General features: G+C 59.6%; 10 protein-coding genes. 5 read left to right on the top strand and 5 right to left on the bottom strand.

Annotated features, from left to right (window positions below; translation table 11 throughout):
• Positions 1 to 9: 9 nt before the first annotated feature.
• The 3 genes from NKI95_RS19220 to NKI95_RS19210 form a co-directional block, all read right to left on the bottom strand.
• A complete protein-coding gene (locus tag NKI95_RS19220; protein WP_023679256.1) occupies positions 10 to 900 on the bottom strand; it encodes a carbohydrate ABC transporter permease in 891 nt (296 codons plus the stop codon).
• A complete protein-coding gene (locus NKI95_RS19215; RefSeq protein ID WP_352718869.1) occupies positions 897 to 1,856 on the bottom strand; it encodes a carbohydrate ABC transporter permease in 960 nt (319 codons plus the stop codon). Before NKI95_RS19215 ends, NKI95_RS19220 begins: the two co-directional genes overlap by 4 nt.
• Positions 1,857 to 1,934: 78 nt before the next feature.
• Positions 1,935 to 3,413 carry an ABC transporter substrate-binding protein gene (locus NKI95_RS19210; protein ID WP_352718868.1) on the bottom strand — a complete coding sequence of 493 codons (1,479 nt, stop codon included), beginning with the start codon at positions 3,411 to 3,413 and terminating at the stop codon, positions 1,935 to 1,937.
• Positions 3,414 to 3,631: 218 nt separating this feature from the next.
• Between NKI95_RS19210 and NKI95_RS19205 the strand changes: the two genes are divergently transcribed.
• The 4 genes from NKI95_RS19205 to NKI95_RS19190 are packed head-to-tail and all read left to right on the top strand — an operon-like array spanning position 3,632 to position 8,197.
• On the top strand, positions 3,632 to 4,342 hold the full coding sequence (locus tag NKI95_RS19205) for a GntR family transcriptional regulator (RefSeq protein ID WP_023679253.1): 711 nt from the start codon (positions 3,632 to 3,634) through the stop codon (positions 4,340 to 4,342).
• A 54-nt stretch (positions 4,343 to 4,396) separates the two neighbouring features.
• Complete coding sequence (locus NKI95_RS19200; RefSeq protein ID WP_352718867.1) at positions 4,397 to 5,563, top strand: mandelate racemase/muconate lactonizing enzyme family protein; 1,167 nt, start codon at positions 4,397 to 4,399, stop codon at positions 5,561 to 5,563.
• A gap of 55 nt (positions 5,564 to 5,618) precedes the next feature.
• Positions 5,619 to 6,980, top strand: coding sequence for a mandelate racemase/muconate lactonizing enzyme family protein (locus NKI95_RS19195; protein WP_352718866.1), 1,362 nt, complete (start codon positions 5,619 to 5,621; stop codon positions 6,978 to 6,980).
• Between the two features lie 17 nt (positions 6,981 to 6,997).
• On the top strand, positions 6,998 to 8,197 hold the full coding sequence (locus NKI95_RS19190; protein WP_352718865.1) for a mandelate racemase/muconate lactonizing enzyme family protein: 1,200 nt from the start codon (positions 6,998 to 7,000) through the stop codon (positions 8,195 to 8,197).
• Positions 8,198 to 8,401: 204 nt separating this feature from the next.
• Here the strand turns inward: NKI95_RS19190 and NKI95_RS19185 are convergent, their stop codons facing one another.
• Positions 8,402 to 10,255, bottom strand: a complete 1,854-nt coding sequence (locus tag NKI95_RS19185) for an adenylate/guanylate cyclase domain-containing protein (protein WP_352718864.1) — start codon at positions 10,253 to 10,255, stop codon at positions 8,402 to 8,404.
• A 423-nt stretch (positions 10,256 to 10,678) separates the two neighbouring features.
• A complete protein-coding gene (locus NKI95_RS19180; RefSeq protein ID WP_352718863.1) occupies positions 10,679 to 11,260 on the bottom strand; it encodes a sulfocyanin-like copper-binding protein in 582 nt (193 codons plus the stop codon).
• 1,353 nt (positions 11,261 to 12,613) lie between these two features.
• On the opposite strand from NKI95_RS19180, the gene NKI95_RS19175 reads away from it, so the two are divergent.
• Entirely contained in the window at positions 12,614 to 13,225 is a 612-nt protein-coding gene (locus tag NKI95_RS19175; protein WP_023679230.1) for a cupin domain-containing protein, read from the top strand.
• The last annotated feature ends 107 nt before the right edge of the window (positions 13,226 to 13,332 follow it).

Here is a 13,332-nt window from a genome sequence, read left to right as displayed (position 1 = left end):
GGCAACTCCCTAGTGCTTGACCGCGCCTTCTGTAAGGGCGCGTACAAAGTATCGTTGCAGGACCAGGAACAGCACCACGACGGGCACGCTCATCATGAAGCTGGCCGCCATCAGGCCCGGAAAGTCCGTCGTATTTTCCGAGAAGAAGCGCTGGATGCCAACCGGCAGGGTCAGCTGCTCGTTCTTGGAGAGGAAGGTGTAGGCGTAGATGTATTCGTTCCAGGCGCCGATGAAGGAATAGATTGCGGTGGCGATGATCCCCGGCGTCGAGAGCGGCATCACGATCATGATGAAGGCCTGGAACCGTGTTGCGCCATCGATGCGCGCCGCCTGCTCAAGCTGCACCGGGATGTTGTCGTAAAAGCCCTTGAGCAGCCAGATCGCCAGCGGCAGGCCGAAGGTGAGATAGGTGAGGATCAGCGAGCCATGCGTGTTTATCAGACCGATGGCGCGCATCAGGATGAAGAGCGGTACGAGAAAGATCACCGCCGGGAACATATTGCGCAGCAGCACGGCAAAGAACAGGAAATTCCGGCCGGGGAAACTGAAGCGCGAAAACGCGTAGGCCGCAGGGACAGCCACGATCACCGAAAGGATTGTCGTGACGGTCGACACGAAAAGGCTGTTCCAGAAGAAGCGGAGGAAGTCCTGGCCGACGCTGTTCTGCGGATCGAGCAGTTTCTGGTAGCTGGCGAGGGTAGGCTCGTCCGGCCACCATTGCGGCGGGAATTGCGTCGCCGCGAACCCGGACTTGATCGAGGTGATCAGCATCCAGATCATCGGCAACGCAGTATAAAGCAGCATGAACACGAGGAATATGCGCCCGGCCCACCGCCATCCGTCGACGCGCATGCGGCGACGGGTCTGGGCTCGAGGTGCTGTCTCGGCAATCGTGCTCATGCGCTCCCCTCTTTCCGCTCGTTGCCGCTTAACGCACGGACGTAGAAGTAGCCCAGCGTCATCAGTGTGAGGAACAGGAGCACCGAATAGGCCGATGCCACGCCCCAGCGCTGCCGTCCGAAGGCGAGCTCATAAATGTGGGTTATCCAGATGTGCGATGCGTTCGACGGCCCACCGCCGGTCATGATCCAGGGGATGATGAAGGAATTGAAGTTGGCCACCGCGAGCAGCAGCATCGTCACCACCGAAACGTTGCGCAAGTGCGGGAAGGTGACGTGCCAGAAGCGCTGCCATGCATTGGCACCGTCGACTTTTGCGGCGCGCAGCAATTGGTCGGGGACTGTCTGCAGGCCGGCCATCATCATGATCATGGCAAACGGAAACTCGCGCCAGATATTGACGACGATCAGGGAGGGCAGCACCGTGCTGACATTGTCGATGAAATTCGGCGGCTGGTCGGCCATTCCGAGGCCCACCAGCACCGCGCCGATGATCCCGAAGTCCGAATGGTAGATCCACTTCCAGATATAGGAGGCGGCGACTGCGCTGATGACCCAAGGGATGATCAGGATAGCGCGCAAGACACCACGGCCGATGAAGTCGCGGTGGAGCGCCAGCGCTGTGGCAAACCCCAGGACAAAGGAGATGAAAGTTGACCCCAGTGTCCAGATCAGTGTGTTCCAGGTGACTTTCCAGAACACCTGACTGGTGAGGATGGTCGTGTAGTTGTCAAAGCCGATGAAGCTCTTGTCACGGAGCTGCAGACCAGGCGGTGTCTTAAAGAACGACAGCTCGATCGTGTAGTAGATCGGATAGGCGATGACGATGAGCATCACGGCGATCGCTGGGAGCACGTACGCGTAGTCCGCGCGATGCGCCCAGATCTTCCGCAGCGCGCCGGACCTGCCAGGTTGCAATTTTCGGCGAGCCTCGGCCTTGCCGGTCACGATCGTCACTTGTGGCGTGCCCTTATTCTTCGGAACGAGGCGGCTGCGCCAGCGGCGCAGCCGGTCAGGTCGTAGGTCAGGCCTGGACTAGAGTCCGCCCATCACGTCTTTTACCTTCTTGGCCGCGTCGTCCGCTGCCTCGTCGACGGTCATCGCTCCGGTCAGGGCATTCTGCAGCATGTCCGGGATGATGATGTTCATGATCTCGGGGGCCTGCGGCAGCGCTGGGAACGGGATGCCGTATGGCAGCATCGAGGTGGTGACGTCGAGGAACTTGATGTTGTCCAGACGTTCCTTCATCCACTTGGTCTTGAAGCCGTTGAGGTTGCCCGGGTTTGATCCGGCGTAGGCCATCTTCAGCGACCATTCAGGGCTCGTCCACATGCAGATGATAGCTTTCGCAGCCGGCTCGTCTACCTTGCCGCCCTCGACATATTCGGGCTTCAGGATGTGAATGTTCGAGCCGCCGAACACGACGGCGCGCTTGCCGTCGGGACCAGTCGGGATCAGGCCGTAGCGCATGTTGTCGATGACAGTCTGCGCCTTGTCCTTGTCGGTGCCCGTCGCCTTTTTCTGCAGGTCGAGCATGACGTTGTAATCGGACGGGTGCGAGATCATCATGCCGAGTTGGCCGGCTACGAACAGGGGCTGGTTATCGGCCTGCTGGTTGGTGAGTGCCGAAACCGGAACCGACTTGTCGCGAACATACATGTCGTAGGAGGCTTGCAGCGCTGCCTTGCTCTGCGGACTATCGAGCTGGACCTGCTCATAGGTCGGGTTTGCCGTGGCTTCGTCGAAGACGCCGCCGCCATAGGCCCATAGCTGTGGCATGAAGCGGTACGGCGTATTGCCGGCATTCTTGCGAGCCACGAGACCGTAGCCGGCAATGCCGAGCTTGTCGTGGATCTGCTTGGAATATTTGACGACGTCTTCCCAGGTTGCCGGAGCCTTGTCCGGATCGAGGCCCGCACGCTTGAAGATGTCGGCGTTCCAGATGAACGCCATCGTCTCGTTGTTGGTCGGAATGCCGTAGGTCACGCCCTCCCAGGTCACTGCCTTCATGGCGCCGGGCCAGAAATCCTCGGTCGAATACCCCACGTCCTCTGGCTTGAGCGGCTGCAGATAGCCCTTTGAGGCGAATTCGGTACCACCCAGGATTTGCAGGCGGACCGCCATAGGCGCGGCATTGCCCAGGAGCGCGGTGCGGAACTTGTCGAGAAGGTCGTTATAGGTGAGGGCTTGTTCCTCGAGCTGGATGTTCGGATATGTCTTGCGGAAGGTCTCGAAGAATTCCTTGTAGTACTGGCGCAGGAGGTCGGGGTCGCCCTCGAACACGCCCTGATACCAGAAAGTCAGTCGCCCCTTGTAGTCGAGCGGGGTGACTTTGGCGCAATCGGCCGCCGTGTCAAAATCCTGTGTGCCCGCAATCGAGCGTACATATTCCGGCGACCACTTGCTCAGGTCAACCGGCGGTGCACCCAGCGCCGATGTAGACGTCAGGGATGCCATCAAAGCAGTGGCGACAGTGCCGCGCAGGACGGCACTGCCGAGCGCAATTCTCGTCATAGGTATCCTCCCTGGTTCTCCCATGCCGCCCTGCGCCAAAGCAAAGCGGTCCTTGCTCGTTTCGATCGCGAGGATGCTTCTTTCAGCTCAGTGTATCCTCTCGATCGCTTGGTACGTTTTCAGATCATGGATTGCCTGTCAACGCGCCAGATCGTACATTGTTTGCGAAAGCCGTGTGTGATATCGGGCAAGGTATGTATTAAATTGGGGAGCCGACCTTGGCCGAAATAAGCGACTTCAAAGCGATGCCACCGGTGGGGACCGATCCCATCGGGGCCTCCAGCGAGGGCGCCTCGCTTTATGAATTGATCAGGGAAGACATCATCGAAGGACGGCTCGCCGCCAACGAACGGCTTGTGGTCACCGATCTCGCCCGGCGTCACGGCACTTCGACCAATCCTGTGCGCGAGGCCCTGCAGCTGTTGCGCGGCGAAGGCTTTGTCACCTTTGTCGCCAACCGCGGGGCGCGCGTCCGACCCATTGATCAGGATTTTGTCCGGGATATCTACGAGATCGGTGTTCTGATCGAGCCAGCCCTGACACGATGGTTTGTGAATATGGCTACCGGCGAGGACATTGCCGAACTCGAACGTCTCCAGGGCCTGATCGAAGAGAACAACTTCGCCGACACATTCAGGCACAGTGAGCTGGATACCGCTTTCCACACGGTGATGTACCAGCGGCACTATAACCGCCACGCCGCCGAGCTTTGGTGGAAGCATCGCGAAGTGCTGCGAGCCGTGAGCCGGCGTTTCAATTTCACGCTGGCGCGACGTGCCGCGATCATGCGCGAGCACCGCGAACTCATCGCGCTTGTGAAGGCGGGAGAGGCCGACAAGGCGGCCGAACTCGTTTCCCGCCATGTCGAGGGTTCGGGCAGGCATATTCTGGAACAGATGCGAGCGCGCAACGCCGCTCGGGCCGGATAGAATATCCAGTCCAGAACATCGTTAGCTGACCATTTTCAGGCAAAGGTAGTTGAGATGAAAATCACGAGCATTCGGCCGTGGCTGTTCAAGTCCGATGCTTCTTACTGGGGAGAGTTCCTGTTCGTCGAAGTGACGACCGACGAGGGAGTGAGTGGCTGGGGAGAGATCACCACCACGACAAGGCTCGCCAACCGCGCTCTCTGCACGATCCTGCGGCAGATCGGCGTCGCCGTGACAGGCGAGGATCCGGCGCGTATCGAGCATCTCTGGCACAAGATCTTCCGCAGCTTCACCTACATGGGAAGCCGCGGCGCCGCGGTCGAATGCGTGAGCGCCATCGACATAGCCCTCTGGGACATCAGGGGCAAAGTCCTCGGCAAGCCGATTTACGAGCTGCTGGGCGGACCAGTACGCGATGAAATCGCGCTCTACACCCATCCCAACCAGGCCAAATTCACCAGCAAAGAGGCTGTGGTCCGCGAAATTCTAGACATTGTCGAGTCCGGACACACTGCGCTCAAGTTCGATCCTTACCCCCACCAGGGCCGCAGCGCCGATGGCCTGCCCCGCGAACAGCGGGACGGCTACCTCGATGGCAGCATGACCCGCAAGGACGAGCGCGAAGCCGCCGAACTCACGGCTCTGATCCGCGAAACGGCAGGACCCGATGTCGACATTCTCATCGATGCGCATGGCCGCTTCGACGTTCCCACCGCCATTCGCCTCTGTCGGAGCCTCGAGGAGGCCGGCCAGATCGACTGGTTTGAGGAGCCCTGCCCGCCCGAGAGCCTTAACGCCCTCAAGCAGGTGCGTGAGAAGGTCAATACCGCCATCTCGTGGGGCGAGCGCGGCCACACGAAATGGGATTTCGTGCCGGTACTCGAGAACAAGCTCGCCGACTACATCATGCCCGACGTTACCTGGACCGGCGGCATTACCGAACTCAAGAAGATTTCTGCGCTGTGCGAAGCCTACTACGTCCCGGTCTCGCCGCATGACGCCGCGGGACCGATCAACGTGGTTGCGGGAGCGCAGGTGATGATGACCGTTCCCAACTTCTACAAACTCGAAACATCGGAGTGGAACCTCGGCAAATACGATCACCTGATCGACAGACCACTCGACATTTCGAACGGCAGCCTCAAGCTGACGTCGAAGCCTGGTCTCGGCATTGAGATGGATCGCGACTACCTGCAGGCCCACGAGATTGAGCTGGGCTAGCAACACTCTGTGCCGGCCCAGGGTGCGGGGCGACAAGCCGAAACGAGGATAAGTCATGGCAAAGACAGATGGCGCCGACGAAGCGCTCAATCGGGTGAACGCGAACTCCAAGCCATCCCAGCTTCGCATCACCGACATGCGGGTAGCCGAAATCGTCGGCGCGCCGTTCACCTCGACCCTGCTCAAGATTTACACCAACCAGGGCATCGTCGGGCTTGGCGAGGTGCGCGACGGCGCCAGTGCCACCTACGCGCTGATGCTGAAGAGCCGGCTGCTTGGCGAGAACCCTTGCGACATCGACCGCCTGTTTCGCCGGATCAAGCAGTTCGGTGGCCACGGCCGGCAAGGCGGCGGCGTCTCGGCGGTCGAGATCGCGTTGTGGGATCTCGCCGGCAAGGCCTATGGCGTGCCCATCTACCAGATGCTCGGCGGCCGGTTTCGGGAGAAGGTGCGCGTCTATTGCGACACCGACGCTACCGTGCCGAGCGGCACCGAGACAGGCAAGCGCCTCAAGCAGCGCATGGAGCTCGGCTTCACCTTCCTCAAGATGGATCTGGGGCTGATGCAGATCGCGGATGTACCCGGTGCGGTCGTCTCCCCTGCCGGTTCACTTGAAGGGTACCGCGTCCATCCCGGCCGCGGCCCGGTCAAAACCCTTGAAGAGCGACGCGCCCGCAACGCCGCGTACGATTTGCACAACATTGCCCACCCGTTTACCGGCCTCCATTTTTCCGACAAGGGCCTCGACCTGCTTGAGCAGTATATTGCCGAGGTTCGCGATGTTATCGGCATGGATATTCCGCTCGCCATTGACCATGTCGGCCACATCTCGCTGCAGAACGGTATTCGCCTCGCCAGGCGGATTGAGAAATACGTGCCGGCCTGGCTCGAGGATGTGATCCCATGGCAGTACACCGAGCAGTACCGGCAACTGCAGGCCGCCACCACGGTGCCGATCTGCACCGGCGAGGATATCTACCTTACGGAGGGCTTCGAGCCCCTGCTCAAAAGCGGCGGCCTCTCCATTATCCACCCGGACCTGCTCACCAGCGGGGGCATCCTCGAGACCAAGAAGATCGGCGACATGGCGCAGGACCACGGCGTCGCAATGGCCATCCATATGGCCGAAAGTCCAATCGCCGCAATGGCCGCGGCACATGTCGCGACCGCGACCGAAAACTTCATGGCGCTCGAATACCACTCTGCCGATGTCGACTGGTGGGACGATATCGTCACCGGCGTTCCCAAGCCGCTCGTGAAGGACGGCTTTATCACTGTTCCGGACAAACCTGGCCTGGGGATCGACGACGTCGTCGACGAGGTGATCTCGCAGCATCTGCAGCCGGGTGTCACCGGCATCTGGCAGCCCACGGATCACTGGGACAACGAGTATTCCTGGGACCGCACCTGGAGCTGAGGCGAAAAGAACCGAAGATGAAGATCACCGACCTCCGCTGCGCCGTCATCGGCAAACATCCCATCGTCCGCATCGTTACCGACGAGGGCCTCTATGGCCTTGGCCAAGTCGAGTTCACCAAGACCTATCTCAAGCCTTGGGTGCTGCATTTCCGCGAGGCGCTGATCGGCGAGGACCCTACCGACGTCGAGCGGGTGATGCTGAAGATCCGCCAACGCGGCTCTTTCAAGCCCTATGGCGCGGCGGTAAGCGCTATCGAGCATGCGCTGTGGGACATAGCCGGCAAGGCCGCAGGCGTGCCGGCCTACAAACTGCTCGGCGGCAAGGTGCGCGACAAGGTGCGCGTCTATAACGGCTCGATCCGCCAGAAACGCACGGGCGACCGGCCGGAGGATTACGCCGCTGACGTGAAATGGATGATGGAGCAGCCGCAGAACTTCTTCATGATCAAGCAAGGAATCTCGTTCCACTCCAACATGAAGGACACTATCGAGGGCTTCCATTACGGTGTGACGCAGACAAAGGCTGGCTATCACGGTGCCATGGATCAGGGCGTGATCAGCGAGCGCGGTTTCAACCACATGCTCGACTGCGTGATCGCGATGAAGGAAGTGCTGGGCGACAAGGTCAGCCTGGCGCTCGACTGCGGCCCGGGCTGGATGCTGCCCGATGCGATCAAGTTCGCTCGCGCGGTCGAGAAGTACAATTTGATGTGGCTCGAGGATATGCTGACCGGCGACTATGTGCCGTGGGTCAATCCGCAGGCCTATCGGGAGCTGACCACCTCCACCTCGACGCCAATCCATACCGGCGAGCAGATCTACCTGCGGCACAATTTCAAGGAGCTGATCGAAACGCAGGCGGTGCGCGTCATCGGGCCCGATCCGGCCGATATTGGCGGCATTGCCGAGCTCAAATGGGTCGCCGAGCACGCCTATATGCACTCGATCCTGATGGCACCGCACGGCACCGCGAACGGCCTTCTCGGCCTCGGCGCGCTGATCAATGTCTGCGCCACCCTGCCCGCCAACTACATCGCGTTCGAATACCCGAGCGCCTCCGACCCCTGGTGGGAGGACCTCGTAATCGGCCTGCCGTCGCAGATCGTGAAGGACAGCATGGTGGACCTGCTGGAAGCGCCGGGGCTGGGCCTCGATATCGACGCCGAAGCAGCCAGGAAGTATCTCGGGGAAGAGGATGCGGGCTTCTTCGACTGAACCATGCTTCTTGCGCAACCCCGCGCCGCGCGGACCGCTTCACGCAAAATGGCATCCAGAATGACCGTTTCGGGGCCGGATGCGGACTGGCAGCTTTTCAACAGCGGAGGGTCCAAAGCTGGACATTCAAATCGGTGCATCCTGAAAGCAACTAACGATGCGGGGAAGGATACTGCACGCCTGTACTCCGGCCTCCAACCGAAACTACTTCGTTGGCAATCCCGCAGCGACGAGGTCGGCTACCTGTCGATCAATCACTGCAGGATTGATATGGAACGTCATATCGCGCCACCGCGTGGCCTTAAGCCACGGCTGCATGGCAAGCGCCTTGAGGACTTCACTGCGTGCATCGTCAGTTTTTCCAAGATGGACATCGTTGATGGCACGTAGCAGCGGAACGGTGATCAGGAAGTCTGACGCCTTCGTGATCAGTGCAGCAGATTCGGCGTACTTTTCGATATCCGTCAGGGCATTTGCCTTCATCACGAGATAATAATCGGCGAAGTTTGGATCGTTCCTGAGCCCGTATTCTGCTCGCTCAATGGCCTTGTCTGTCAGGCCGCTGAAGCGGGCTGCTGATGAAAGGTCGCCGATGAGAAACGCGTCTCCGGGCGAAAGCGCAATCACCTCATCGGCCCTACGCAGAGACAGATCGAAGTTGCCCTCATGAGCGCTGACGTAGACGGATGACCACAAGCAGCTTTTTCTTGCGTCGGGTCCGAGGTTGGCCCGCGGAAGAACCTTTGCTTCCAGTTCGGACGCCATGCGCCAATGTTCGTCAGGCTTTTCGTCAAAGCCGAGGCTGGCCGCCAAGACGTGATCCCAAGCCATTCCGCACGATAACAGCGACGAGTCGGGAAATTTGGCCAGGCCCTCAAGAATTATGTCCGTCGCCTTCACCAGGCTCTCGGGCGTGAACTGCCCAAAAAAGAAATTGGATCGAAGGAAGAAGTCGTACTCTTCAAGATCCGGTGTGTCCTTTTCCCAGACCTTCTTGTATTCGATGTCGTACATTTTTCCGCGCTGGCCACCAAGCGTGCCAATGATGCGTTCGATCGCCTCGTCCTGAATCACAAGGGGATTGCTTCCAGAGCGATCGAACTTTTCCGCCCAGAGGTTTTCGCCCGTGCGCGCGTCGATCAGCTGTGCGGTGATGCGCACCCGGTCCGTCTCCTTCCAGATACTGCCCTCGATCACGTAGGCCGCGTTCAATTCTTGGCCGATCCGGCGGACATCGGTTGGCTTGTCCTTGTAGACAAAGGTAGAGCTACGCGAGAGCACCTTAAGTTCGGTGACGCCTGCCAGCATCGAGATCAAATTGTCTGTCATGCCGTCGCTGAAATATTCCAGCTTCGGGTCGCCGCTCATGTTCTTGAACGGCAGAACCGCGACGGTCGGGATACCACCCTGGCCCATATCACGCTTTGTTCCATAGAACTGCCACCACGCCAGGACCGCTGTGACTGCTAAGACCAGCACCAGGAAGCTCGCCACGACTGGCAGCCGCGACCGGCTGCGGCTCGCCCGCCTGGGCTTGGCCTTGCCGCCGATCGTGACACGGTATGCCTCCACCGGCTCCGCGATGTTCTTGACCCTCTGCAGGCCCATCGACTGAAAGCCGAAAGCCAGCTTCTTCTCAACCTCGCGCGCGACCTTTGCAGACACCCAGATGCCGCCAGGCTCGGCAAGTTGTTCTAGTCGCGCCGCGATATTTACGCCCTCGCCAAACCGATCGTCACCCTCGACAATCACCTCGCCAAGATTGACGCCGATGCGCACTTCGACGCGCTGGTCTTTCGGCAAAGAGGCGTTTCGCTCGGCCAGCCCACGTTGCAACGAAACCGCGCATTCCATCGCCTCGACGACAGAAGAAAACTCCGCCAGCAGGCCGTCGCCCATCAGCTTGAAGATAGTGCCATGATGACGCGCTACTGTCGGCTCGAAAAGTTCCTTATGATCGGCGCGCACCCGTTCATGCGTACCCGCCTCGTCGCGCTCCATCATGGCAGAGTATCCGACAACGTCAGCAGCAAGGATGGCGGCGAGCTTGCGGTCCATTTCGGAGCACTCTGTCGGCGGCCAACCTCGGAGGCGAGGTGGCAAACCCTCCCGGTTCCAATCAGTTTCGCCTATCAGGACCTTACCCGCAAGCGGCTGCCGGTTACGAAACGACTTGATTGGGGCCGGACGCGGACTGTCGGCTATGGGAGAATCCGCCCGACTCCTTCCGATAGGCGAAAGTCGCTCTGGAAAAGCACCGCGGGGTCTTGAAATGGCACGACCGAGCCGGCGGGCGCATCGGCTCGAACTATTCCGCGTGGCTAATTTGGGCCGTAGTGTCGAAGCGTCGGTGGAGCCTTGGCAACCAGGGGCAGTTCTAAACCGGTCGGGCGCGGCCAGACTTTCGAGTTTCAAGGTAAGCCGCCATGGATTTGCAATGATCTCCACGACGAAGCCATAGCGCTGGTTGCTCGCGCAACGCTATGGGCGTCCTGGTGGCTGCTCCTGCGGAAACTTGTCTTCATGGACGATTGCCACGGCCCGCTCAAGATTGCCTCTCACCTCGAAACCGATCCAGTGTCCGTCCATCAGGTGCGTTTGTCTCGGACAGGCGAGGAAATAGTTCCCCGCCTGCTGGGCAACAAAGTTGAGTTGCCTCCTCTCATTAATTTTAATCCCCTCTAGCGGAGCGGTGTACGCCCCCCAAATCGCATCCTCAGCCTCCAACTTCACTGGCATCTCTGACCGAGCATAAACCCTGGTCACCATCAGACCGTGCCTGAAATTCGAGGAGCCATTGATGAACTCGATCTGGACCGACCATTCTTCTGGCACGATGATCGTGAGATTGCCGCCCCAGTAGCCGTTGAAGTCGATAATGTCGGTCCGGATGTTGTCCCTGCGGTACCGCTCGACTTGGTTCCAATCGGCGACCATCTCGATAGCCACCGTCTTCGCTACCGGATCGTTTTTGATCCAGCTCGGGACGAAAGGCTTCCCAGCCAGCGCAATTCCAGGCAACAATGCGAAGGCGAGAAGGGCAAGGTGGGCAAAGCGCGCCATCGCAATCAGAGGCTCCTCCCGAGCGGAGCGGCCGAGCTAAAGCGACCGCAATCGAAGTCGACTAGGCCCATTCTTCAACCAAGAGAATACCCCCAAAACAAGATCCACACCAGCAAACCCCCTTTGGCGGAACGGAACAAAACTCGCCGTCGCCGGAGGCGCCCCAAGCGAACGCCCCACCTCGCGCAGGCCGATGTCTGCCCCCGAAAAGCGAAGGAGGAGTAAGGTTTCCGCGCCACGCTGATCGCCGCTCGGCAAAGGTCTGCTTCGGGCCGGAAAGCGGACAGATGCTTTTCAAACCCGGAGCGACAAGAGCGGACCTTTGGTCGGCGCAAGTGTCGTCCTGACGTGACCCAATGCGGTCTTCCGTTGCGAGCGTCGCTTGCTGGAGCTGCGTTAAGTCGGTCGGAGGCCAATGGTATTTTCAATGGAACGCTAATATACATGGAAACCCCAACGAGCAGCGCCTGCCAGATACTTGAGGAATGCCATGCGAAGGCTCATCTTCACGGCGATGTGTATCGCCGCCGCAACAGCCGCCAGCGCCCATGATTGGTACGAAGACAAGATTGACCCACAGACCAAATTCAAGTGCTGCGGCGGTTCAGATTGCCGCGCCATACCTCGGTCTTCGGTGCGGTCCAGGGTAGACGGCGGGTACACTTATTTGCCGCATAATTTCACCATCCCACGGGACCGTGTACAGGAATCCCCGGACGGGCAATACCATATCTGCGAAAATAAATATGTTGTAACCAACCAGCTGTATTGGCGTTGCTTCTTCGCACCTCGTGTCGATGTGTCGATACTTCTAAAGCATTAACCGCGCGTGCTTCCGCAACTTACATCCGCAGGTGCTAGTCCATTAATTCTGTTGGACTTTCTTCAAAATTGTCGAAGCTCAAGCGGTGCGCGACTGCCCCAGGGATTTCATTGGATACGTCGCGGCTATCGAGAGCCTGCGCGCCCTGGGCGTAACTCCATGGGCGCTGCCGCGGGTGACTTCTGGGCGCGCTCCGCAAATTCGGTGACAGTCCAGATTTTATCGTGTCGGCAGGGCCGTGGTTGTGTAGATTGGCTGCGTGGCCCGCCTTGCCGCATTGTCGTTCCAAGTCCACTCGCCACGTGACGCAAACGCGGTAACGGCTGGCGATTTCGACCACGATGGACAGCCAAGCGATAGGAGATAACTGGCGCGGGATCATCAGCACGGTTCATGCGGGAGCGGCATTCGCCGGATGCGGTAGCTGCGGCTGCAGTCTCGAATTTGACGCATCAGCACTTGCAAATCGTCAGCCGAGGTCTTTTGCTCGCGCGATAGTTGCCCTTGACCGTTGAATGGTTGGCGAACAGATGAACAAAATCGATCGACGGCGGCCAGAGTCAGAAACGGACGCCACCGTAAATGCCGCAAGACTTGGAACTCGGCTGCGCCTCGCCCGCCAGACACGCGGCATGACGCTGAAGACGCTGGCCGCGGCTGCGAATTGCTCGGAAAGCCTGCTGTCCAAGATCGAGAACGGCAAGGCTTCGCCGTCCCTGCCCATGCTTCACCGTCTGGTCGAGGTTCTCGACACAAACATCGGCTGGATGTTCGAGCAAGTCGATGACGACGAGGCGATCGTATTCCGGGCGGGCGCAAGGCCTTTGATTGCGCTCGACGCGCTACGGCGTGGCGAAGGAATTTCGCTCGAACGCATCATTCCGTATTCGCCCGGCCACCTCTTACAATGCAACATCCATCACATCGAGGCAGAGGGCTCGAGCGAAGGTCCGATCCAGCATGCCGGCGAGGAAGTCGGCTATGTGCTCGCCGGCCGGATCGAGTTGATCGTCGACGGCAAGAGCCATGCTCTCGCCACGGGTGATGCCTTCGTGTTCAGATCGGAGTTGCCGCATCATTACCGCAACATCGGCGAGGAACGCGCTAGCATTTTCTGGGTCAACACGCCGGCGACTTTCTGAGCGACGCTCTGCGTTCATTTGGATTGACAAATATTCAAGTCTCTTGAATGCTTGCCTCGTGCCTGTAGCACTAACGGGACCAGCCGAGGTCTGGTCCGCAAGCAAGG

The sequence above is a fragment of the Mesorhizobium sp. M0306 genome (genome assembly GCF_040321655.1).
Classification (GTDB): domain Bacteria; phylum Pseudomonadota; class Alphaproteobacteria; order Rhizobiales; family Rhizobiaceae; genus Mesorhizobium.
This window is presented reverse-complemented; position numbering and strand designations above follow the sequence as displayed.